This window comes from Cupriavidus sp. F041 (genome assembly GCF_057814235.1).
Map to the genome: position 1 here is coordinate 4,227,779 of NZ_JBVASY010000002.1, position 24,019 is coordinate 4,251,797.

General features: G+C 66.8%; 16 protein-coding genes and 1 pseudogene. 6 read left to right on the forward strand and 11 right to left on the reverse strand.

What is annotated here, in order from left to right; genetic code table 11:
- Positions 1 to 6: 6 nt before the first annotated feature.
- Positions 7 to 3,210, forward strand: coding sequence for an efflux RND transporter permease subunit (locus ACZY0R_RS36805; protein ID WP_488865443.1), 3,204 nt, complete (start codon positions 7 to 9; stop codon positions 3,208 to 3,210).
- A 371-nt stretch (positions 3,211 to 3,581) separates the two neighbouring features.
- Here ACZY0R_RS36805 and ACZY0R_RS36810 read toward each other — a convergent pair whose 3' ends face one another.
- Together ACZY0R_RS36810 and ACZY0R_RS36815 are read right to left on the reverse strand one after the other, a co-directional pair.
- On the reverse strand, positions 3,582 to 3,848 hold the full coding sequence (locus ACZY0R_RS36810; protein WP_488865445.1) for a hypothetical protein: 267 nt from the start codon (positions 3,846 to 3,848) through the stop codon (positions 3,582 to 3,584).
- 15 nt (positions 3,849 to 3,863) lie between these two features.
- Positions 3,864 to 5,102: a S41 family peptidase gene (locus ACZY0R_RS36815; protein ID WP_488865447.1), complete on the reverse strand. Its 1,239-nt coding sequence runs from the start codon at positions 5,100 to 5,102 to the stop codon at positions 3,864 to 3,866.
- Positions 5,103 to 5,651: 549 nt separating this feature from the next.
- Here ACZY0R_RS36815 and ACZY0R_RS36820 point away from each other — a divergent pair.
- The 5 genes from ACZY0R_RS36820 (at position 5,652) to ACZY0R_RS36840 (ending at position 13,799) form a co-directional block, all read left to right on the forward strand.
- Positions 5,652 to 7,940 (forward strand): TonB-dependent hemoglobin/transferrin/lactoferrin family receptor, encoded by a 2,289-nt coding sequence (locus tag ACZY0R_RS36820; protein WP_488865449.1) that lies wholly within the window; start codon positions 5,652 to 5,654, stop codon positions 7,938 to 7,940.
- A 21-nt stretch (positions 7,941 to 7,961) separates the two neighbouring features.
- On the forward strand, positions 7,962 to 12,017 hold the full coding sequence (gene cobN, locus ACZY0R_RS36825) for a cobaltochelatase subunit CobN (protein WP_488865451.1): 4,056 nt from the start codon (positions 7,962 to 7,964) through the stop codon (positions 12,015 to 12,017).
- A 6-nt stretch (positions 12,018 to 12,023) separates the two neighbouring features.
- Positions 12,024 to 12,533: a MotA/TolQ/ExbB proton channel family protein gene (locus ACZY0R_RS36830; RefSeq protein ID WP_488865453.1), complete on the forward strand. Its 510-nt coding sequence runs from the start codon at positions 12,024 to 12,026 to the stop codon at positions 12,531 to 12,533.
- Positions 12,530 to 12,850 carry a DUF2149 domain-containing protein gene (locus ACZY0R_RS36835; RefSeq protein ID WP_488865455.1) on the forward strand — a complete coding sequence of 107 codons (321 nt, stop codon included), beginning with the start codon at positions 12,530 to 12,532 and terminating at the stop codon, positions 12,848 to 12,850. The genes ACZY0R_RS36830 and ACZY0R_RS36835 overlap by 4 nt, the downstream gene beginning before the upstream one ends.
- A gap of 67 nt (positions 12,851 to 12,917) precedes the next feature.
- A complete protein-coding gene (locus ACZY0R_RS36840; protein ID WP_488865457.1) occupies positions 12,918 to 13,799 on the forward strand; it encodes a ChaN family lipoprotein in 882 nt (293 codons plus the stop codon).
- 14 nt (positions 13,800 to 13,813) lie between these two features.
- Here the strand turns inward: ACZY0R_RS36840 and ACZY0R_RS36845 are convergent.
- The 9 genes and pseudogenes from ACZY0R_RS36845 to ACZY0R_RS36885 form a co-directional block, all read right to left on the reverse strand.
- A pseudogene (locus ACZY0R_RS36845) lies at positions 13,814 to 15,308 on the reverse strand (dihydrolipoyl dehydrogenase family protein).
- A gap of 83 nt (positions 15,309 to 15,391) precedes the next feature.
- Positions 15,392 to 16,324 (reverse strand): patatin-like phospholipase family protein, encoded by a 933-nt coding sequence (locus ACZY0R_RS36850; RefSeq protein ID WP_488865459.1) that lies wholly within the window; start codon positions 16,322 to 16,324, stop codon positions 15,392 to 15,394.
- Between the two features lie 30 nt (positions 16,325 to 16,354).
- Complete coding sequence (locus ACZY0R_RS36855; protein ID WP_488865461.1) at positions 16,355 to 16,783, reverse strand: PaaI family thioesterase; 429 nt, start codon at positions 16,781 to 16,783, stop codon at positions 16,355 to 16,357.
- 50 nt (positions 16,784 to 16,833) lie between these two features.
- A complete protein-coding gene (locus ACZY0R_RS36860) occupies positions 16,834 to 17,892 on the reverse strand; it encodes an AbrB family transcriptional regulator (protein ID WP_488865463.1) in 1,059 nt (352 codons plus the stop codon).
- A gap of 144 nt (positions 17,893 to 18,036) precedes the next feature.
- Positions 18,037 to 19,551, reverse strand: coding sequence for a tripartite tricarboxylate transporter permease (locus ACZY0R_RS36865; protein ID WP_006162311.1), 1,515 nt, complete (start codon positions 19,549 to 19,551; stop codon positions 18,037 to 18,039).
- Positions 19,552 to 19,567: 16 nt separating this feature from the next.
- Positions 19,568 to 20,041, reverse strand: a complete 474-nt coding sequence (locus ACZY0R_RS36870) for a tripartite tricarboxylate transporter TctB family protein (protein WP_488865465.1) — start codon at positions 20,039 to 20,041, stop codon at positions 19,568 to 19,570.
- A 258-nt stretch (positions 20,042 to 20,299) separates the two neighbouring features.
- Positions 20,300 to 21,268, reverse strand: coding sequence for a Bug family tripartite tricarboxylate transporter substrate binding protein (locus ACZY0R_RS36875; RefSeq protein ID WP_488865467.1), 969 nt, complete (start codon positions 21,266 to 21,268; stop codon positions 20,300 to 20,302).
- Positions 21,269 to 21,629: 361 nt separating this feature from the next.
- Positions 21,630 to 23,099 carry a sensor histidine kinase gene (locus ACZY0R_RS36880; protein ID WP_488865469.1) on the reverse strand — a complete coding sequence of 490 codons (1,470 nt, stop codon included), beginning with the start codon at positions 23,097 to 23,099 and terminating at the stop codon, positions 21,630 to 21,632.
- Positions 23,099 to 23,773, reverse strand: coding sequence for a response regulator (locus tag ACZY0R_RS36885; RefSeq protein ID WP_035865540.1), 675 nt, complete (start codon positions 23,771 to 23,773; stop codon positions 23,099 to 23,101). The genes ACZY0R_RS36880 and ACZY0R_RS36885 overlap by 1 nt, the downstream gene beginning before the upstream one ends.
- Positions 23,774 to 24,019: the final 246 nt, after the last annotated feature.

Genomic DNA, 24,019 nt, shown 5'->3' on the forward strand with positions numbered 1-24,019 from the left:
GACACCATGACCCTGTCCGAGCTTTGTATCCGCCGTCCGGTGATGACGATCCTGCTATGCCTGGCAGTGATCGTCACCGGTATCGCGCTCTATCCCACCATCCCGATCGCGGCGCTGCCGTCATTCAATTCGCCGGTGATCCAGGTCACCGCCACGCTGCCAGGGGCCAGCCCCGAGACCATGGCGGCCTCGGTGGCGACCCAGCTGGAAAAGCAGTTCGCCACCATCCCCGGCGTGTCGGTGATCAGTTCGTCCAACACGCTCGGCAACTCCAGCATCACCATCGAGTTCAACAACGACCGCGACATCGATGCCGCGGCCGTGGACGTGCAGGCGGCGCTGTTCCGCGCGCAGCGCGCGCTGCCGATCGAGATGACGGTGCCGCCGTCGTACCGCAAGGTCAACCCGGCCGACGCACCGGTGCTGTTGCTGGCGATCAACTCGCCGGCCATGAGCCTGGCCGAGCTGAATGCCTTCGGCGACAACCTGATCTCGCCCAGCCTGGCTACCCTGCCGGGCGTGGCGCAGGTGCAGGTGTTCGGCCAGAAGCGCTTCGCGGTGCGCGTGCGCGCCCACCCGGACGCGCTCGCCGCGCGCGGCCTCACGCTGGACGAACTTGCCACCGCGCTCAACCGCGCCAACGCCAACACGCCGGTCGGCACGCTGGACGGCGCGCGCCAGACGATGACCATCCAGGCCAACCGCCAGCTCGCCAGCGCCGATGCCTTCCGCAACATCATCGTGGCCAGCCAGCCCAGCGGCGCGCTGGTGCGGCTGTCCGACGTGGCGGACGTGGAAGACAGCGTCGAAACCATCAAGACCGGCAGCTGGCTCAACAACGAACGCTCGATCGTGCTGGCCGTGCTGCGCCAGCGCGACGCCAACACGGTGGCGGTGGTGGACGCCATCAAGAACGCGCTGCCGCGCCTGATCCAGCAGATGCCGGACTCGGTCAACGTGAGCGTGGTCAACGACCGCTCGCAATCGATCCGCGAGTCCATCCACGATGTGCAGTTCACGCTGGCCCTGACCGTGGGGCTGGTGGTGATGGTGATCTTCCTGTTCCTGCGGCGCGCCGCCGCCACGCTGATTCCCACCGTGTCGCTGCCGATCTCGCTGATCGGCACGGTGGCGCTGATGAAGGCCTTCGGCTACAGCCTGGACAACGTCTCGCTGCTGGCCATCACGCTCGCCGTGGGTCTGGTGGTGGACGATGCCATCGTGATGCTGGAAAACATCGTGCGGCACATCGAGGAAGGCGTGCCGCCGCTCAAGGCCGCGCTGGTAGGCTCGCGCGAGATGGGCTTCACCATCCTGTCGATCTCGATCTCGCTGGTGGCGGTGTTCATCCCCATCTTCTTCATGCCGGGCGTGATCGGCTTGTTGTTCCATGAATTCGCCGCCGTGGTGTCGCTGTCGATCCTGGTCTCGGCGCTGGTGTCGCTGACGCTGATCCCGATGCTGTGCGCGCGCTTCCTGTCGGCCGAGAACGTGCCGATCGACGAGTCGCAGCACGCCTACGGCGACCACGCCGGTGCGGCCCATGCGCCGGCCATCAAGCAGAAGCAGACCATCGGCCTGCGCTCCACCCAGTGGTTCGAAAACCTGTTCGAATTCACGCTGCACCGCTACGCGCGCGGGCTCGACTGGTGCCTGGCGCACCGCAAGTCGGTGCTGGCGGTGGCCGGCCTGACCTTCGTGCTGACGGCCGTGTTGTTCGCGACCATTCCGAAGGGCTTTTTCCCGGAAGAAGACATCGGCCAGATCCAGGTCAACGCCGAAGGCCCGCAGGACATCTCCTTCGACGCCATGGCCGACCGCCTGCGCGATGCCGCGGAGCGCATGCGCAAGAACCCGGCGGTGCGCAGCATCGTGGTGTCGATCGGCGGCGGGCCCTCCCCCGCCATCAACACCGGTCGCATGTTCGTCGAGCTCAAGCCGCTCGGCGAGCGGCCCAAGATGGCCAAGGTGGTGGAGTCGCTGCGCAAGGATGTCTCCGGGATCGCCGGGCTGGCGGTCTACTTCTCGCCGGTGCAGAACCTGCGCCTGGGCGGGCGCCAGAGCAAGAGCCGCTACCAGTACACGCTGCAAAGCGTGAAGGCCGGCCAGCTGCAGGAGTACTCCGACAAGCTGATGGGCAAGATGCGCGCCGACCCGCTGTTCCGCGACGTCACCAGCGATTCGCAGCAGTCGGGCCTGGAAGCGCAGCTCTCCATCGACCGCGACAAGGCCAACGCGCTGGGCGTGCAGATCCAGGACGTGCGCCAGGCGCTGTATTCCGCCTTTGGCGAGCGGCAGGTCTCCACCATCTACACGCCGATCGACAACTACTACGTGATCCTGCAGGCGGCCGATATCGACCGGGCCGACGAGACCGCCTTCTCCAAGATCTACGTGCGCAGCAAGACCGGGCAGATGGTGCCGATCTCGGCCTTCGCCACCACCGAGCGCCGGGTCGGGCCGATCGCCGTGAACCACCAGGGCCAGCTGCCCTCGGTGACAGTGTCGTTCAACCTTGCGCCGGGCGCGGCGCTGGGCAATGCCTCGTCCAGGATCGATGCCTACAGGCAGGAGATCGCCATGCCCACCGCGATCTTCACGAGCTGGGGCGGCGACGCGGCGGTGTTCCAGTCCTCGCAGGCGACCCAGGTGCTGCTGCTGGTGGCGGCCATCGCGGTGATCTACACGCTGCTGGGCGTGCTGTATGAAAGCTACATCCATCCGCTGACCATCCTGGCCGGTCTGCCGTCGGCGGCGGTGGGCGCGCTGCTGACGCTGTTCATCTTCAACGTGGAGTTGTCGCTGATCGCCACCATCGGCGTGCTGATGCTGATCGGCATCGTCAAGAAGAATGCCATCATGATGATCGACTTCGCGCTGGCGGCGCAGCGCGAACAGGGCATGGCCCCGGCGCGCGCGATCCGGCAGGCCTGCCTGCTGCGCTTCCGCCCGATCATGATGACCACCCTGGCGGCAATCATGGGCGCCCTGCCGCTGGCTCTCGGCCTGGGCGCCGGCGCCGAACTGCGCCAGCCGCTGGGTTTGGCGGTGGTGGGCGGCCTGCTGTTCTCGCAGGTGATCACGCTGTTCATCACGCCGGTGATCTATCTTGCGCTGGATCGCTTCTCGGGCACTGGCCCGCTGCAGATTGATGCCGAGGGCAATCGGTTGCCGGCCACGGCGACCAGCGAAGTGGTGCCGCTGCGCTGAGCCCTCCTTCCTCCTTGGCCTCGCCGTGGCGGGGCCAAGGGATTTCCCGCGCATCCGGCGTTCAGCGGCGGTGCGGTATGCAAGCTCGACCACGAACCCGAGAGAGAGTAAAGCTCGGCGTCCGACGCGAAGCTTTGCTTCACCAGGACAGTGACCTTCGTCTGTGTTAAGGGCCACTATTCAATGGCGACGGCGATCGATTCCAGCCGCGTGAGATCAATAACTCGCTCGGCCATGGCAATCGTTTCTGGCCGATGTGCAATGGTGGTGCGCGTTACTGGCAAGTTACAAGAACTCATGCCTGTGATGATCGGCGATGTAACCCAGGCAAGCCAACCCGCACTCTGCCGCAGCCGTTTGCAGAAATAGATTCACTCGATTGACACATTCTTGACGGTTGGCAATATGCTGTCCACCACCCATGCCTGAACAGCCGCCGTATCGTTGAGACCGCCGTCGAAGGTGAACTTCGGCACATAAGGCTCATTGTCTGCGCGTTTACGGTTCTTCCAAACCTTGAGTGGAACCCACATCTTCGCCGCGCTTGGAAGTGACACTTGCGCTATGTCCGCATACCGTGTATCCGCGCTGGTCACGCTCCCAACGTGAACCGCCGCTCCAGGAATGCTTAACACCATGTCCACAAAGTCCAGTCAAGCGCTCGCACAGTTCTGGCCCGTGACCAGCACAAGCTTGCCAGCAAAGCGACTGCCAGGCTCAACCAGTTCATCGAGCGGCACATCCATTTGCTCGATAAACGTCTGGCCGAGTGATGCGGCTTCATTCATGCGGGACAGGAGGGTGTCCAGGAGTCTGTAAGTCAGGCTTGCCGAGCCTTCCGTCTGACTGAGCGCCGTCTTGTATGCCTCAAGCGCCTCGCGGGCGGTCGCAGAAACGCGCCAGTACGCTTTAGACTCTACTTGTTCAGATGAGGGTTTCCGCGCTACCGCTTCCTTGAATAGCGCCGATAGGATTCGGTAGCCCACCAAGGTCTTTCCGCCGTTATTGCCTCGTATGTCAAGCACCACGGCATCGGCTTCTCCCAGGCCCCGGACCTTGTTCAACAATCTTTCGAACGATGCGATGTCTTTGCTGCTAAACAAGGTGAAATCCGTAGCATGAATCCAGAGGATGCCCTGCCGTAGTTGCTTGATACCTTGGCGTGGCATCGCTGGCCTGGTCATCGCTTGAAACGCCTCAGTGAAGGGCTGCCACTTCAGCAAGAACTGGCGAACTTTCCCTGAGGAGGATCGAACCTCGCAGTGTTTCAACCGCAAAGGTTCCCACAGCGTTTCGTAGTGCGGCTCACTGGTCAGATGCAGCGCAAGACGAGACAGCGAGCCCTCCAGATCCACGCGTCTATCCACGAACGGAGCGACTTTTTCCACCAGCAAATCGTCAATGCGCTGGCCGTCGCAGGAAAGCAGTTCATCGCCAATTTGGGGCACGTCGACGGGCCAGTCCGAGGCCCGCGCCGGAACGCGGTACTTCCCATTGCGGCGCTGCACGATCCATCCCGCCCAGCGAGGGGACTCACTGACTTGGCCTTCCTTCCATACGACCAGATGTCCATCCCTATAGCCCGCGATGTAGAAGCGTAGCGCTGCCAACGCCTTGCCCTCTGAATCCGCACGGAGGGCGAGCGCCGTCGCTTCGTCGTACCCTTGCTTAAACCACTGTTGAAATCCGTGATCCGCCGGGTCCAGAACGCCAGGATGTGCCTCCCGGATGATTTCGTGCGCGCGCGTGATGTCCTGAATAGCGCTCTTGCTCCAGTTGATGTCCGTCGAAGAGCGTTCCTTTTTTTGGGCGCCAAGATTTGTTGCCGTGTCCGCGTGACACGGCAAGACCCAAAAAAAGGACAACAGCAGAATCACAAGCGTGCGGACCACTAACAAACTCCTTTCACTGTGACGGATTCCCGCTCCGTCGGATCAATGCTCGTGTTGAGCACCGTCGCGCGCAACAAACGCTAGAGTCAACGGAGGCGCCCATCCGCTATTGCGGGCATCTAGACGACAAGATCGCTGGGTAGTGTCCTTATTTGTAGAAAAGCAAATAGTCACCAGCCAGCAGAAATTTCCCAAAGTTACTGGCGATTTTTCTGGCTCGCGCCGATGAACCCGCCTCGCGCCGTAACGGCAAAATGACGACGAGCTTTGTGTCGCTCCGGCAATTGCACCCGGCTGTAGCGAAGGTGGCGGGCGGCTGGGGTGGCTGAGAAGCGTTGGCGGACAGTGGCTTCCAGCGAGCTACTACCGTTCGTCGGCGCCATGCGCCCCCTCCCAGGGAGGGGGCTTTACTTCTTGATCAAAATTGAGAATAATTCGCATTCTCAACTTTGATCAGACCCGCTTTGCGCCTGCATCAACACTACGCGAGCCAGCCGTTCTAACCCGGTGTCCGCCAGCCAGCGTTTCGTTTTCTTTTGGGGAAAATCCATGAAACGCCGCTGTCTGGCACGCTTGCGCGCCTCCGTACGAGTCACGCCCATCGCCATCTGCGCCACCCTCGGCGGTCCGGTGCTGGCCGCCGAACCGGCCGTCGATCCGGCCGTCGATCCGGCCCGCCCGCTGGGCGAGGTGGTGGTCACCGCCACTCGCACCGAGGAACGCGCCGATGCCGTCGCTTCCACCATCACCGTCATCGAGGCCGGCCGCATCGAGCGCGCCCAGCCGGTCGACGAGACTGGCTTGTTTGCCGACGAACCCGATATCGACGTGCCGCGCGACCGGCGCCGCTTTGGGGCCGGCAGCATCAATATCCGCGGCATCGAGGCTAACCGCGTGCTGCTGATGGTCGACGGCGTGCGCCTGCCGGACTACTACAACGGCGGAGGCCCCTCCAACCTGTCCAGCGCCACCCGGGACGCGCCCGAGTTTTCCTTCCTCAAGCGGGTCGAGGTGCTGCGCGGGCCGGCCTCCAGCCTGTACGGCTCGGACGCCATCGGCGGCGTGGTCTCGTACGTCACCAAGGACCCCGAGGACCTGATGCGTGGCCGCGCGGTAGGTGGCGAGGCGGGCCTGTCGTGCAACGGCATCGACCGCGGTTTCGGCCAGACCGCCGGCGTGGCGGGCGGCAACGAGACCATCAAGGGCTTGTTCATGTATGCGCACCGCAAGGGGCACGAGGTGGAAAACATGGGCGGCAACGATTCCACCTCGACCGGCCGCACCCAGCCCAACCCGCAGAACAGCGAGACCAACGCCTGGCTCGGCAAGATCGTGCTCGATCCCGCCGCCGGCCACCGCTTCAGGCTGACCTACGAGCATCGCGACAGCGACACCTTCACGGATATCCTGCGCCTGTCCACCGCGCTGCCGCGCGTGACCGCCGCCAGCGGCACCGAGGACCTGTCGCGCAACCGCGTCAGCCTGGACTACGAGTGGAAGCCGGCCAGCCACCTGGTCGACCGCCTCGGCGCCACCGTGTTCTATCAGGAGAGCGAGTCCAACACCGTGACCAACCAAGTGCGCAGCAGGACCAGCTCCGGATGCTCGGGCTCCACGGCGGGCAGCAGCCTGTGCGACGTGAACCTGCTGTTCGGCTTCCGCCAGCAGCAGACCGGCTTCAACCTGCAGGCCGACAAGTCGTTCAACACGGGCTTCGCAGGCCACCGGCTGATTACCGGCGTGGATTTCCTGCGCACGCAGACCAGCGAGATGCGCGATGGCACTGCCTACAACCGTACCACCGGCGTGGTGTCGAAATCGCTGGCCGGCGACAACTTCCCGATCCACGATTTCCCCAAGGGCGAGACCCGCCAGACCGGCATCTTCGTGCAGGATGAACTGCAGTTCGCCGGCGGCCGCTTCACGCTCACGCCCGGCCTGCGCTTCGACCACTACTCGCTCGGGCCGGACGACGACAAGCTCTACAACAGTGTCGCCGCCAAGCCCGCCATCAGCAAGAGCGATTGGGCGGTCTCGCCCAAGCTGTCCGCGCTGTGGCAAGCCACCGACCGCATCAACGTGTGGGCCCAGTACGTTTTCGGCTACCGCGCGCCGAACTACCAGGAAATCAACGGCAGCTTCCGCAACACCATCCAGGGCTACGGCGCCGCGCCCAACGGCGAGCTGAATCCGGAGAAGAGCCGCTCCTTCGAGATCGGTGCGCGATACACCGACGAGCGCGTGCAGTCCAGCGTCGCGGTATTCGACAACCGCTACAAGGACTTTATCGAACAGGTGGCGCTTAACTGCCCGTCCGACCCCGCCTGTCTCGCCGGCCTGCGAGCCACGTACCAGTATCGCAACCAGAGCAGCGTGCGCATCTACGGCGCCGAGTGGCGCGGCAGCTACCGCTTCCTGCCGCAGTGGCGCGTCGACAGCGCCGTGGCCTATGCGCACGGCAACAACGAACAGACCGGCCAGCCGCTCAACAGCGTCTCGCCGCTGCGCGCCAGCGCCGCACTGACCTGGGAGCGCGGCAGCGACAGCCAGGGCCAGGGCGCTAGCCTGCGCTGGCGCGGCGCGCGCCCGGTGACGCGCACCGACGACACATCCTTCACCTACTTCAAGCCGGGCGGCTACGGTGTGGTCGATCTCCAGGGCTGGTGGCGCTTCAACCGCTACGCCAGCCTGGTGCTTTCGGTGAACAACGTGTTCGACAAGAAATACTGGCTGTGGGGCGATGTGCGCCAGAGCAGCGTTGCCGCCAGCGAGCCGGGCCTGGATTTCTATACGCAGCCCGGACGTACCTTTGCCGCCAGCGTGAAGCTGTCGTTCTGACCTGAGGCGATTCGACCCGACATGTCCCCACAAAACAATACCAGGATGCAGCTGATCCGCGCGCTGTGCCTGCTGTGGCTTGTCCTTCTGGCGCTCGGCATGCAGCAGGCGCGGGCCGCGCCGAAGATTGCCGTGCTGACTACCTCGCCGGTGCCGGCGGGCAAGTTCGAGCCGCTGCAGGCGATGGCGCGCGCGCACGGCATGACGCTCGATGCGCGCTATCTCGAACGCATGAGCGCGCAGGATGTGGCGCCATTCATCGACGGCGCGGGATTGCTGATCCTCGATGCGCCGCGCGATCACATCGTCGCCGAGATGCTGGCGAAGCTGGGGCCGCAATGGACCGGTGCGCGCGTGCCGCGCCTGCTGATGGCCACCGACCGCTTCGAGGCGCACGGCCTCGACAATGCGCTGGGCGCGAAGCTGCATGCGTACTACGTCAATGGCGGCCACGCCAACTTCGATGCCATGATGCGCACGCTGGCCGCGCAGCAGTTCAGGCTGCGCGCGGACAGCGCGATTCCCGCGCCGGTTGTGTTTCCAAAAGCCGCTTACTACCATCCGCGCCTGGCCAGCGCGGTGACCGAATCGCCGGACGAGGCGCTCAGCGCATCCGGCCACGCCGGCACGCCGGTGATCGGCGTCGCCATCCACCAGGCCTATGTCTCCGGCCTGGACAGCGCCTTTATCGACGACCTGATCGCACGCATCGAAGCGCGCGGCGCGCGCGCGCTCGTCTTCTACAGCCCGGTGATGGATGCGGACGGCGTGCTGCGCATGGCCGCGCCCGGCGGCAAGCGCATTGTCGATGTGCTGGTCAACGGCCAGATCATGCTCAACGCGGCGGGTCGGAAGGCGGAGTTCGAAACGCTAGGCATCCCGGTGCTGCAGGTCATGCCCTACCGCAAGGGCGATGCGCAGGACTGGGAGCGCGATCCGCATGGCGTCAGCCTCACCGATACGCCCTTCTACCTGGTGCAGCCCGAACTGGCCGGCGCCAGCGATCCCATGCTGGCCGCCGCCACTTCGCACAAGGACGGCAGCATCGTCAGCCTGCCGGCGCAGCTCGATGCCGTGGCCGACAAGGCGCTGGCGCTCACACGTCTGCAGCGCACGCCCAATGCCGGGAAGCGCGTGGCGATCCTGTTCTACAACTATCCCGCTGGCGAAAAGAACCTGTCGGCATCCTTCCTCAACCTGCCGCGCAGCCTGTCTTCCACGCTGGCCGCGCTGCATGCCGCGGGCTACCGCACCGAGGCCGCCGACGAACTCACGCTGCAGCGCGATCTTGGCGCGTTGCTCGCGCCCTTCTACCGCGAAGGCCAGCTCGGCGCGCTGCTCGATGCGGACCGCGCCGCGTGGATGCCGATGGCGCAATACCGCCGCTGGTACGACGCGCAGCCCGCCGCGTTCCGCGCCGAGGTCAGCGCGCGCTGGGGCGAGCCCGAAGCCTCGTCGATGGCGATCAGGCGCAACGGCGTGGCCGGCTTCGCCATCCCGCGCCTGCAGCTCGGCAACGTGGCGCTGATGCCGGTGCCGCCACGCGGCGAGCGCGACGAAGCCGCCGAGAATGCCCTCTATCACTCCACCAAGACGCCGCTCAACCATTTCTACATGGCCGCCTACCTGTGGGCGCGCGAAGGGCGCGAGGCGCTGGTGCACTACGGCACCCACGGGACGCAGGAATGGACGCCGGGCAAGGAGCGCGGCCTGTCCGTGACCGACCAGCCCTACATGGTGCTCGGCAGCGTGCCGGTGATCTATCCCTACATCGTCGACGACGTCGGCGAGGCGTTGCAGGCCAAGCGCCGGGGCCGTGCCACCATCGTCAGCCACCAGACGCCGCCGTTCAAGCCGGCCGGCCTGCACACCGACTTGTCGGCGCTGCATGATCAGTTGCACAACTACCTGCAGCAGGACGACGGCGCGGTGAAGGACACGCTGCGCGAGGACATCCTCAAGCGCAGCGCACGCATGCATCTGCTCGACGACATGAGCTGGCCGCAGGCGCGTGCGAGCGCACAGTTCACGGCGTACCTGGATGCGTTGCACACGCACCTGCACGAACTCGCGGGCGCCTTGCAGCCTTACGGCCTGCACACGTTCGGCCAGTCTCAGGATCCCGGGCTGCGGCTGTACACGGTGATGGCCATGCTCGGCCAGTCCTGGCTCAAGCGCGTATTTCCCGAGGAGCCCGAGGAACTGTTCGCGCTCGATTACAAGCAGCTCGCGCAGTCGGAACCGTACGCCATGCTGCGCCGCTACGTGATCGACGGCGCGCCGCTGACGGGCCTTTCCGACGCCAGGCAGCGTGAAGACATGCAGCGCGCACGCACGCTCTACGCCAGCCTCGATGCCGCGCCGGAGAGCCAAGCCATTCTCACCGCGCTGGCGGGCCGCTACGTGCTGGCCGGCACGGGCGGCGATCCGGTGCGCAATCCCGATGCGCTGCCGACCGGACGCAACCTGTATGGCTTCGATCCTTCCAAGGTGCCCAGCCGGGAAGCATGGCAGGCCGGACAAGCAGCGGCGGAAGCCATGATTGCCGACTGGCGCAAGCGTCACGGCAAGTGGCCCGCCAAGCTGGCCTTCTCGTTGTGGAGCGTGGAAACCATGCGCCATCAGGGCATGCTCGAAGCGCAGGCGCTGGCGGCCATGGGCATCCGCCCGAAGTGGGACGGCGGTGGCCGCGTGGTCGGCGTGGAAGCGATTCCCGCCGCGGAGCTCAAGCGTCCGCGCGTGGACGTGGTGCTGTCCGCCACCGGCCTGTACCGCGATCACTTTCCCAACCTGATCAAGTGGCTGGCCGAGGCGGTCAAGCTGGCCGCCGCGCAACCCGAGCCCGACAACGCGGTGGCCGCGAGCACGCGCGCGGTGCGCGAGCGCCTGGCGCAACTCAAGGCCCCGGAGATGAATCCCGAGCGCATCGAGTCGCTGGCGCTGACGCGCATCTTTGCCAGCGAGTCGGGCAACTATGGCACCGGTCTCAACGACGCTACGCTCGCCAGCGACAGCTTCGGCAGCGGCAAGCAGGCGGACGCCAGGCTTGCCAATCTCTATCTCGCGCGCATGCAGTACGGCTACGGGCCCGACGAAAAAACCTGGGGCGAGAAGCTGCCGCAGCTCAACCTCTACGCGGAGAACCTCAAGGGCGTGGAAGGCGCGCTGCTGGCGCGCAGCTCCAACCTGTATGGCATGCTGACCACCGACGATCCCTTCCAGTATCTCGGCGGCATTGGCCTGGCCGTGCGCCACCTGACGGGCAAGGCGCCGGAGCTGCTGATCTCCAATTTGCGCGATGCGAACAGTGCGCGCACGGAAACTGCGGCTTCCTTCCTTGCCACCGAACTGCGCACGCGTTATTTCCATCCGGGCTGGATCGAAGGCATGAAGGCCGAAGGCTATGGCGGCGCGCTCAACATGCTCGACACCGTCAACAACTTCTGGGGCTGGACCGCGGTCGCGCCGGAGATCGTGCGCGACGACCAGTGGACCGAGTTCGCCGAGGTCTACGTCAAGGACAAGCACAAGCTCGGCCTTGATGAATGGTTCGAGAAGCATGCGCCGCAGGCCCAGGCCCAGGTGATCGAGCGCATGCTGGAAGCCGCGCGCAAGGGCTACTGGAAAGCCGATCCCGAGATGCTCAAGACGCTGGCCGAACGATGGCAGACGCTCTCGCAGCGGCACGATATCCGCAGCGGCAACCGCAGCTTCAACCGCTACGTGCAACAGCAGACCACGGCCCCCGGCGCGGCGGGCTATGGCACGCGAGCACCCGCAGCGCCGCCGGCGGGCGCACCGAAGGCCGCGGCTGCGCAGGCTGCCCCGCAGCCGTCGCGGGCCGAAGCGAAAACGCAGCCGCAGCCCAAGCCAAAGCCCGCACCGCCATCGCAATCCGTACCCGTGCAAGGCATGCAACTGGTGGAGCGCAAGCCGCCCGCCGCGGCGCTCGTGCCGGTGCTGTCGTGGCTGGCCGCCGGCATCGCGCTGGCCGGGGCCGTGTTCGGCGGCGCCCTCAGCGCCCGGCGCCACGCGAGTGCTGCACCACGCTTCCAGAACCCAACAAACACCCACTGAGGCATCATGACCCCTACCCTGCTCGAAACCCTGATGTATGACGTCGGCCAGTTGTTCCTGTACCCGACGCTTGCCCTGATCGGGCTGCTCTTCCTCTACGCCTTCTGGGCGCTCGGCGAGTTCGCCATGCAAGGCTGGCAGCGCCGCCGCAACGCGATCGAAACCGGCCGCGGCTACGTGCTGGTGGCATATGCGCTGCGCCATCGCGTGAAGGACCCGGACACGCTCGACGTGACCGCGCACCGGTTGCTGGAGTGGCCGCGCATCGCCACGCGCGTGGCGCCCATGCTGGGGCTTGTCGCCACCATGATCCCGATGGGGCCGGCGTTGAAAGGCTTGTCGGGCGGCAACCTCGCCAACGTGGGCGAGAACCTCACCATCGCCTTCTCTGCCGTGATCCTCGCGCTGATCGCCGCCAGCATCACGTTCTGGGTGGTCAATGTGCGGCGCCGCTGGCTGGCCGAGGAACTGGTGTGGCTGGGCAAGCACCGGCCGCAGTGGGAGGTCGACGCATGAAGTTCCTCGAGGAAAGCGAAGCCGACGATCCCATCCTGTCGGTGGTCAACCTGATCGACGTGTTCCTGGTGGTGATCGCCGCATTGCTGGTGGCGATCGCGCAGAACCCGACGAACCCGTTCACGCATGCGGACGTCACCGTCATCACCAATCCCGGCAAGCCGAATATGGAGATCGTCTCAAAACAGGGCGAGAAGGTCGTGCGCTACCAGGCGAGCGGACAAGTCGGCAGCGGGGATGGCACCAAGGCCGGCGTTGCTTATCGGCTGAACGACGGCTCGATGGTCTATGTGCCGGAAGCGGCAACTGGGCAATAATAGGCAGGTCCGCGACATGCCCGCGGACCACAGGCAAAGAACCGCAGAAACCAGGATTACCGCCGCCATGCAGACTCGCTCACGCCTTGCCATTGCCCGCGCCGCCGGCGTGGCGCTCGCCGCCGCTTTACTTGCCGCGCTCGCCGGTTGCGCGGGCACGCCACCGGCCGCCGTGGCTGGCGACGTCGCGCACCAGTTCACCGGTAAAACCTACGTGCTGCTGGGCGAGGTCCACGACAACGCCGATGGTCAGAAGCGGCGCCTGCTTGCCTTGTCCAGCGCGCTCGAAGCGGGCTGGCGCCCGGCCATCGCAATGGAGCAGTTCGACCGCGAGCGCCAGGCCGATATCGACCGCGCCCGCCGCGAGCGCCCTGGTGACGCGGCGTATGTCGTGGCGCAGGCGGGCGGCAAGAACTGGCAGTGGGAGCTTTATACGCCGGTGGTGGCGCTGGCCTTGCGCTATGACCTGCCGCTGGTGGCGGCCAACCTGTCGCGGGCGGATGCGGCGCGCATCGTGCGCGATGGGCTCGATGGCGTATTCGATGCGGCCGAGCGCAAGCGCCTCGGCCTTGCCGCGCCCTTGCCCCAAGACATCGTGACGGAACAGACCGCGGTGCTCGACCGCGGCCATTGCGGCAATTTCCCCAAGGCCATGCTGCCAGGCATGCTCGATGCCCAGGCCGCGCGCGATGCGGTGATGGCGGCCGCGATGCGCGAATACGCCGAACGCGGCGCGGTGCTGATCGCCGGCAACGGCCATGTGCGGCGCGACGTGGGCGCGCCGCGCTGGCTCGCCGCCGAGCCGGGCAGCATCTACAGCGTGGGCTACCTGGAGCAGGCCAGCGGCCACGAGATCGGCGCCTACGACCGCGTGGTGCTGGTGCCCGCGCACAAGCGGGCCGACCCGTGCGATGGCGCCAGGCCGGCGCAGGGCGCCGCGCCGGCCTGAGTCCGGGGGGGCGCTTAGCCGAACAGTTCCTCGGCCACGGTCGGATGCAACTGCACCGTGGTCTGCAGGTGCGACAGCCTCACCCCCAGCCGCAGCGCCACGGCGAACGCCTGCATGACTTCCGGCGCGGCGTTGTCCATCATGTGCGCGCCCAGCACGCGGCCGCTGCGCGTATTCACCACCAGCTTGACCATGGACGCCTGCTCGCTGCCGGCGAAGCGGTTCTCCAGCGAGACGAAGCGGCGCACCACGGTGTGGATGCGCTCCGGCTTGCCTGCTTCCTCGATGGCGGCCTGCTCGGTCAGGCCCACGCTGCCGATGGCCGGCTCGCAGAACACCGCGGTAGGCACCAGGTCGAAATCCGATCGGTCGCCGCGGCGGCCGAACAGGCGGTCCGCCAACCAGCGGCCCTGCGCGCTGGCCACCGGTGTCAGGTGCAGGCCGTCGATGGCATCGCCGATGGCGTGGATCGCGCGGACCTTGGTGCGGAACGACCGGTCCACCTGGATGCCACCCCCGCTCGGCTTTCTGCACGCCCAGCGCCTCCAGGCCGAGCCCGTCCCAATGCGGGTCGCGCCCGATGGCAGCCAGCGCCGCCTGCGCGCGCACGGTCTGGATGCGGTCCTTGCCGCCGTTGCCAGTGTCGCCATTGCCACTATTGCCGCCATCGCCATGCTGCCGGTAGCACACATCGATGGCACCGTTGGCCTGGTTCAGCAGCGTTACCTCGGTATTGAAATGCAGCCGCACGCCCTTGGCGGCGAGCGCCTCGGCCAGTGCCTCGGCAACTTCATGGTCAAAGCGCGGCAGCAGGCGTTCCCCGCGCACCAGCATCTCCACCTTGACGCCGTAGCGCGACAGGATCGAGGCCTGTTCCACCGCCACGTAGCCGCCCCCGATCACCACCAGGGAAGCCGGCAGGCTTTGCCAGGTGAAGATGTCGTCGGAGGTGCAGGCGAGATCAAAGCCCGGCACCGGCAAGGCACGCGGCCGCGCGCCGGTGGCGATCAGGATGCGTTTCGCGCTGATGACCTCCGCGCCCACCTGCACCTGGTCCGGCGCGATCACCGTGGCATCGCCGCGCAGCAGTTCCACGCCGGCTTCCTGCAGGCGGTGCGTATAGGCCACGTGCAGCCGCGCCATCTCCGCATTGACACGCACGATGGCATCGCTCCAGTCCTCCTTGCCGCCGGTGTGCGACAGGCAGCCTGACAGGACGGCGGCCAGGCTGGCGCCATACGAGAGCATTTTCTTGGGGACGCAGCCGCGGTTGATGCAGGTGCCGCCGATGGCATCGCGCTCCACCAGCACCACGCGCGCGCCGTGCGAGGCCGCGCGCCGCGCTGCCGCCACCCCGCCCGAGCCTGCGCCGATTACCACGAAGTCCGCTTCGCGCTGCGCGCCGGCGCGGCGCTTGCCGCGGCGGGGGACGTGCTCCACCGCTTGCTCGGATGTCGCCCTGCGCGCGCTGCGGCGCTCGGTCGTGGGTCTTGCCTGGCGTTTCGTCATCAATGCCTCCTGTTGCGGCGCGAAGGCCGCATTGCACATCGTGATGACGGAGCCGCTAGGGCGGCCGGCGCGCTGGTTGAACGCTACGCGGCGGTGCCAAGCTCCGTCTTCAGGACAGACGGCCATTCGCGCAGAAAGGTTTCCCCGTCGCGCCGGCCGAGATCGTAGGCACCGGTCATCGCGCCGGGCTGGGTGTAGTCCCAGCTCGAGATCGGTACCCGTTGCGAAGGTTGCAGGTAAAGCCGGCGCTGCGCGCCGTGTTGCAGAACAAAGCGCCGTGGGCGCGGATAGAGCCGCGTCACCAGCACCAGTACGTCGCCGGGCGTTGCGTCGAGCGCGTCGACCGGCACGTTGTCGACCATGCCGCCATCCAGCACGGGCCGGCCGTCGCGCCGGAGCACCGGCGTGAAGGGCGGCGTCGAGGAAGACTGCAGCAACAGGTCGGCCAGTTGCTCGGGCGAGCCGCAGTCCTGCGCGCGCACGAACTCCGGAAGGAAGCCCAGCTTGCGGCCCAGCCGCGGATGCAGCGTCTTGAGCCAGTGCTTCTCGATGTTGTAGGCCACCAGGCCGGCCATCACCGCCAGCCGCGGCCCGCTCCAGCGCGGGATATGGGCCACGCCAATGCGGATCTCCGGCGCCGCCTGCAAGCGCGCCAGGCGGCCCTCCCCGAAGATGCTCAGCAGGGCGGTGCGGTAGATGCCGTAGTGCGGGAACACGCGCTGCTTGTTCAGCAGGTTGCCCCAGTAGGCATTGCGCCGGTTGCCGGCAAGCACCTCGCGGTAGTACGCCATCACCTCGCGGGAATCGTGCGTGTAGACCATGCAGGCCGCGGCGGCGCCGGCGGAAATTCCCGTGATCACGCGCGGGCGCAGGCCCAGCTCGGGCGCCACCGTATCCCACCAGCCCGCCTGCCACCAGCAGCGGTTGCCGCCGCCGGCGAACACCACCTGGTCGAACGGAGAGGCTGCCGCGGCGGGCTGGACGGAAGCAGGAACTACGCTGCGGGGCTCATACATGGATTGCATGCAATTCAGTGATGGCGCCGCTTACAGCAGCGCATAAGTGGTGGTGGCCTGCACGGCCAGCTTGCCGTCGGTGCCGGTCAGCTCGATTTCGCCGAACACCACGGTCTTGCCCAGGCGCAGCACATTGGCGCGCACCAGCACGTCGCCGTCGATCACCGGGCGCATGAAGTTGGTCGTCAGCGTGACGGTGGTCATGGGGCGGAAGCCGCCCGCCGCACTGGCGACCGCCACGATCATGGCGGTATCGGCGGCGGCCATCAGCACCTGGCCGCACACCACGCCACCCGCATGGCGAAACGATTCGTCGAAAGGCAGGCGCAGTGTTACGCCCTGCGCATCAACGGCCTCGGCGCGCAGGCCGAGCTGGCGCACCCACGGCGCCAGTACGCGTTGCAAGGTGCCGTCGATATCGGCAAGCGTCAGGCCGGATTCCGGCTTGGGTCTTGGCATTGACTCTGGCATGGCACTCCCGTTTGTCTGGGGTGGGGCCGGCCAGGTTGCTATTCCGTCTCCTCCGGCGCGGCGCGATGTTTGAGCCAATGATACAGGGGGCCGGTGCACAGCACCACGAACGCCATCCGGATCACGTGGAAGGCCGTCACCAGCGGCACGCCCAGTTCCAGTACCTTGGCGGTGATGCACATCTCCGCGATGCCGCCGGGCGTGGTGCCGAGGATGGCGGTGGCCGGATGCACGCCAGACAGCGCCGACAGGGCCCAGCCGAACAGCGCGGAGAGCACCAGCGCGACCAGCGTGTACAGCGCCACGCCGGTGAGAAAGCGTGGCGCCGTGTGGAGGAAGTCGCGCGAGAAGCGCGCGCCCAGCGAGACCCCGATCAGCAACTGGCCGGCGCGGCTCATCCAGGTGGGGATGGCCGACAGTTCCACGCCCGAGGCGGTCAGCACCGCTGCCGCCAGCAGCGTGCCGATCACGAAGGGATTGGGCAGGTTGAAGCGCTTGAGCACCAGCGCCACGCTGACGGTGATCGCGATCAGCCCCAGCAGCCCCAGGTAGTCCACCGTGCGCGGACCGGGGATATAGGGATCGAGCCCGTGGATGCCGCCGTACTGGAACAGCGCGGGCACCGCCACCACCACCATCAGCACGCGCAGCGAATGCGCGGCGGCCACCTGGTCGATGCGCGCGCCGTTGCGCTCGGCCAGGTTTGCCATCTCCGAGGCGCCGCCGATGGCGGTGGAGAAGTACGCCGTCTTGAACGCCACGCCCGTGCTCCTGCGCAGCAGGAACGCGCCGCCGCAGCCGAGCACCAGCGCGAACAGCGAACCCGCCACGATATACGGCAGGTACTCCAGCAGACGCCCCACCACATCGGAGGTGAAGTACAGCCCGAGCGAAGTCCCGATGGCCCACTGCCCGGCATTGCGCGCCTGCGTGGGCGCGCGCAGGTCGGCGCCGCGCATGCGCGCGGTGGCCACCGCCAGCAACGGGCCGATCATCCATGGCAGGGGCGTGTGAAGCAGCGTGCAGAGCAGCGCGGCGGCCAGGCCGAGCAGCAGCGTCAGCAGGACCGGACGCCAGCGGTGAAGAAGAGAAGGCATGTCGCAGCGGCCTGGCGCGCGGGCGCCGGCGCGGTGTTCTTGTGATGGAGCGCAATGTAGAGACAAAGGCGCCGATGCCATGGCGCCAGAAATGAAAAGGCCCGGCACCCTGGAGTGCCGGGCCTTGCCCGTATTTTGCGCTAATCAACCTGTGGCGTCAGCCACCTTGCCGCGTGCCGAGCGCCGGGCCAGCCAGCCCAGGATGCGCGGGATCAGCACCACCGCCACCGTCATGGCCAGGATGGTGGCCGAGATTGGCTGGGTCACGAAGATCGACCAGTCGCCCTGGCTGATCGACAGCGCATTGCGCAACTGCTTCTCCGCGATGGGGCCGAGGATCATGCCCACGATCACCGGTGCGGTGGGGAAGTCGAAGCGGCGCATGGCCATGCCCAGCACGCCGATGATGAACAGCAGCAGCAGGTCGAACCACGACTGGCGGATGCCGTAGGCGCCCAGGCCCGCGAAGATCAGGATGCCGCCATACAGCAGCGGCGTGGGGATGCGCAGCATGCGCACCCACAAGCCGATCGCCGGCAGGTTCAGCACCAGCAGCATCACGTTGCCGATGTACAGCGAAGCCAGCAGGCCCCACACCAGGTCGCCCGAGGTCTGGAACAGCATCGGGCCCGGCTGCAGGTTGTAGTTCTGGAACGCCGCCAGCAGGATCGCGGTGGTGTTCGAGGTGGGGATGCCCAGCGTCAGCAGCGGAGCCAGCGTGGCCGTCACGGCTGCGTTGTTGGCGGCCTCGGGGCCAGCCACGCCTTCGATCGCGCCGACCGTGCCGAACTCATCCTTGTGCTTGGACAGCTTCTTTTCGGTGGCGTACGACAGGAAGGTCGGGATCTCCGCGCCGCCGGCCGGGATCAGGCCGAAGGGGAAGCCGATGATGGTGCCGCGGATCCAGGCCGGCACCGAGCGCTTCCAGTCGGACTTGGTCATCATGACCGAGCTGAGCTTGTTGAAGCCGCCCGCGGGCTGCGGGAAGAAGGCATTGAACAGCGCCTCGCCCACCGCGAACAGGCCGACCGCGACCACCACGATGTCGATGCCGTCGTACAGCTCCTGCACATTCATCGAGTAACGCGTCTGGCCCGACAGCGAGTCCATGCCGATCAGGCCGATGCCCAGGCCCAGGAACAGGCTGGTCATGCCGCGCAGCAAGGACGAGCCCAGCACCGCCGACACCGTGGTGAAGGCCAGCAGCATGATCATGAAATATTCGCCGGGCCCGAACTGCAGCGCCACGTCGGCCGCGACCGGCGCGAACATCGACAGCAGCACGGTGGCGATGGTGCCAGCGGCGAACGAGCCGATGGCCGCGGTGGCCAGCGCCGGGCCGGCGCGGCCGCTCTTGGCCATCAGGTTGCCTTCCATCGCCGTGACCATGGTCGACGATTCGCCCGGCGTGTTCATCAGGATGGAGGTGGTGGAGCCGCCGTACATGGCGCCGTAGTAGATGCCGGCGAACATGATCAGCGCGGCGGTGGGTTCCACCTTGGCAGTCAGCGGCAGCAGCATCGCCACGGTCAGTGCCGGGCCGATGCCCGGCAGCACGCCGATGGCGGTGCCCAGGAAGCAGCCCACCAGGGCCCACATCAGGTTGATTGGCGTGATGGCGATGGCAAAGCCATGCATCAGCAGGTTGAGAGTATCCATGGATCATCAGCTCCGTTCAGAACCCGGCGACGGGCAGCAGCGGCAAATTGATGCCGAGCAGGAATTCAAACAGTGCCCACATCGGCAACGTAATGCACAGGCCAATCAGGCCATCGCGCAGGAAGCGCTTGCTGCCGTAGCCGCGTGCCACGCAGACCATCAGCAGGGTCGACGCCAGCACGAAGCCCAGCGTGCCGATCAGCGCCATGTTGGCCACCAGGCCGGCGGCCACCCACAGGAAGCCGCGGAAGTTATGCGGGGCGTCGGGCAGTTCGGCGTCTTCTTCCGGCATATTGCGAAAGCCGCCGCGAAGGCCCTGCCAGGTCAGCGCCGCGCCGCACACGGCCAGGCCGATGGCGACCAGCGTCGGCATGAAGCGCGGCGACAGGCCGGCATAGCCTTCGTCGCCGGAGATGCCCGACAGGCCGACGAAGTAGAAAACGGAGAGCAGCAATACGGCAATGCCGATCGCCAAGTGCGAGGGTTTCATGATGTGAAGTGGCTCCTTCATGCGGCGCCTGCGGTCGTGTTGGCCGACCCTTGGCTTGCCGCGGTTTGTCGTCCCCGCTTAAGGCGGGGGCCCGGCGATTTGTAGTTTGGTTTTTGGGTATCGCAGGTGGACACCGGACCCCCGCCTGCTGCATGCGCACCGGGCGTTACGGTGCGCCGCAGGCAGGGCCGACAGGTAAAACGCTGGAACAGTGAAGCAATGAAGCAATGAAGCGGTGAAGCGGCAATACCGGGCTGCTTACTTCGCCACGCCCAGTTCACGCAGCGTGCCACCCAGGCGGGCCGACTCGCTGTCCACGAACTTGCCGAACTCGTCGCCGGTCAGCAGGAACGGGGTCCAGTCGTTCTTGGCCAGGGTTTCCTTCCACAGCGGCGTCTCGGTTGCCTTCACCACCGCATCCACCAGCGCCTTGCGTTGCTCGGCGGTGATGCCGGGCGCGCCGTACACGCCGCGCCAGTTGTAGATCTCCACGTTGACGCCCTGCTCTTTCAGGGTCGGGATATCGGCGGTGCGTTCCTTGGAGGTCACGGCCAGCGCGCGCATCTTGCCGCTCTTGATAAAGGGCAGGAACTCGGACACGCCGGCGATGCCGACCGTCACGTGGCCGCCCAGGATCGAGGCCGAGGCTTCGCCGCCGCCCTGGAACGGCACATAGTTGATCTTCTTCGGATCCACGCCGCTTTCCTTGGCGACCAGGCCCGCGAGGATGTGGTCGATCGAACCCTTGGAGCCGCCGCCCCAGCTGACGCTGCCCGGGTTGGCCTTGAGCTGCGTGGTCAGGTCCTTGATGGACTTCAGCGGCGAGCTGGCCGGCACCGTGATCACCATGGTGTCGGCGAACAGGCGTGCGATCGGGGTCGCGTTCTTCAGCGTGACCGGCGGCTTGTTGGTTTCGATCGCGCCCACCATCACCGCGCCGGTGACGATCATCGCGTTCGGATTGCCCTTGTCGGTATTGACGAACTGCGTCAGGCCGATGGTGCCGCCCGCGCCGCCCTTGTTGTCGTAGGAGGCCGTCTTGGCCACGCCGGCGGCAACCAGCGCCGCGCCCAGCGAGCGGCCGGTCTGGTCGAAGCCGCCGCCCGGGTTGGCGCCGATCATGAACTTCACGCTGTCGAGCGCGAACGCGGGCGCGGCAGCCACGGTGGCGGTGATCGCGGCCGAAGCCATGACGACGTGGGCAAAGCGATGAATCGAACGACGCATTACGGTCTCCTGTTCTTTTTCAGAGGATTGCCGGTGAACGGTTGCCGGCGATGCTGGCGAGGACCGACCCGGAGGTGTCCGGCTGGCGGTGAAGCTGGCTGTCGGGGGCGGGAGAGTCGTGCGGTGCGCCGGCGCTGCGTGCGTTGAGCGGCCGGCTTGGCGTTGTCTCCCGTCCCTGGCAGCGCTTGCATGCCGGACTTGTTCTTTGGTTTTCTGACTTGGTCTGGCCGGTACGGCGACCATGGCGCGATTCTAGGGGGTAGAAACTGTCAAAAGGCTGTCAATTTGTCAGGGAATGGGGTGGGGTTTACGTGGGGGTGGATGTATGGACATTTGGTTTTTTGGTCTTTCTGGCGCCCTCTCATTCCCCGATCGGCAGCGCCAGCACCGCCCGAACCCCTTTGCCCTGCACCGCAACCCCCAGCTCCACCGTCCCCCCGAACCGCGCAGCCATCTCGCGGGAAATCGCCAGTCCCAGGCCGGAGCCCGGCTCGACATTCCCGACCCGCCGGTAGAACCGCGCAAATACCTTTTCGCGCTCCTCGGCAGGAATGCCCGGCCCATCGTCCTCCACCACCAGGCAGGCGCTATCCGTGAAACGCGCGGCGGAAAGCGTGATCCGGCTGCCGCGCGGCGAATACTGGATCGCGTTGTGGACAAGATTGGCAAAAGCCTCGCGCAGCAGCGCGGCATCGGCCCGTACCGGCAGCGCCAGCCCCGGCGGACGCTCCCAGCCAAAGTCCTGCTGCTTGCCGCGCGCCAGCGGCAAGTAGTCCAGCGCCACCTGCTCGGCCACGGCCACGGCATCGATCAGGTCCAGCGGTTCGGCGTCGCCAGGCGTGTCGCTGCCCGGGTGTTGCCGTACCCGCGCCAGCGCCAGCAGCTGGTTGGTCAGGCGCGCGGCCTGCTCCAGTTGCGTGACGATGCCGCCTACCGCCTCCCCGGCGGCATCCCGCGCGTGAGCGGGATCGGCGCTGGCGCAAAGCTGGCGCTGGGCAAACTCGGCTTGCGTCTTGAGGATGGCCAGCGGCGTGCGCAACTGGTGGGCGGCGTCGGCAATGAACTGCGCCTGGGCCTGCGTCATCGCGTCGGAGCGCGAGACATGCAGGTTGACGGCGTCCACCAGCGGGCGGACTTCCATCGGCACGTGGTCGAAGGCCAGCGGCGTCAGGTCGCCGGCGGAACGTGCCTGCACATCGTCGCGCACGCGTGCCAGCGGGCGCAGCACATAGGTGATGCCGGCCACGAGGATGCCGGCGCTGACCAGGATCAGCAGCACGCCGCGCGCCAGCGCGCCGCGCCACACGGTGGCGATGAGTTCGAAACGCGGCTCGGCGGTTTCCGCCACCTGCACGATGACGCGCATATGCGCGTTGGGCCGGTACACCGGATGCGCAAGCACGGCAATGCGCACCGGGTCGCCGCGATAGTCGGCATCGTAGAAATGCGGCTGGTTGCTGGCGATCCCACCCTTGGGCAGCGGCAGGTCATCGTAGCCGGTGACGGTTTCGATCCGGCCATTGCGTTCCAGCGATACGCGGTAGAAGACGTGGGTCTGCGCCGCGGTCTCGAACATCTCCATGGCGGCGTCCGGCAGCGCGATCTGCACGCTTTCGCCGGCCATGCCGATGGCGTTGTCGATGGCGCGCACCGAGCCGTACAGCGAGCGGTCGTAGGCGGCGTTGGCGGCGTCGCGCAGCGTGCCGTAGGTCAGCCAGGTGTCGAGCGCCATCATTGCCGCCAGCGCGGGCACCAGCAGCAACAGCAACTGGCGGCGCAGGCTGCCCCGCAGCCAGCGCCGCAGCCAGTGCCGTGGCAGGCGGCGCAGCATCAGGGCTGACCTTCCGGTTCCAGCAGGTAGCCGAAGCCGCGCAGCGTGACGATGGTCACGCCGTGGCCGGAGAGCTTCTTGCGCAGCCGGTAGACCAGCACTTCGATGGCGTCCGGGCTGACGTCGGCGTCGAGCGAGAACACCTTGTCGAGCAGTTGCGCCTTGGTGAGCGGCTGGCCGCTCTTGGCCAGCAGCGCGCCCAGCAGGGTCGACTCGCGCGGCGTCAGCGCCAGCGGCGCGCCGGCCAGCGTGAAGCTGCGGGTCTCGCCGTCGAATACCAGCGTGCCGCATTGCAGGCGCGGGTGGGCACGCCCCCGGCTGCGCCGGATCAGCGCCAGGATGCGGGCTTCGAGTTCGGCAATGGCGAAGGGCTTGGGCAGGTAGTCGTCGGCGCCGAGGTTGAGGCCACGCACGCGCTCGTCGAGCGTGTCCTGCGCGGTCAGGATCAGCACCGGCGTGCGGTCGTCGCGCCCGCGCATGGACTTGAGCACGGCCAGGCCGTCCTTGCCGGGCAGGCGGAGGTCCAGCACCACCACATCGTATTCCTCGGCCATCAGGCGCGCCTCGGCCTGCAGGCCGTCGGCCACGTGCTCGATCACGAAGCCGCCTTGCTCCAGTGCGCGCGCCACCCAGCGCGCCAGTTCAATCTCGTCTTCCACCAGCAACAAGCGCACGGCGGTCCTCCCCTGCTCGATAAGCGTCCGTTTCAAGAAAAGCGTTTCGCGGCGCTGCCAAGCCTGGCAACGCTGAGCCCGCCGCGGGGACACGCCGCGGGGGCCTATAATACCTCCGCCCCGGGCCGCGCGCGGCGAGCGTGCCATGGCCCTTTCCAGCCACCGATGTCAGCACCGATGGTTCCTGCCTTGCGCAAGCTGCCCCTTTTCCTGGCCCCTCACCCGTCCCAGCCACCCGTACTGCCG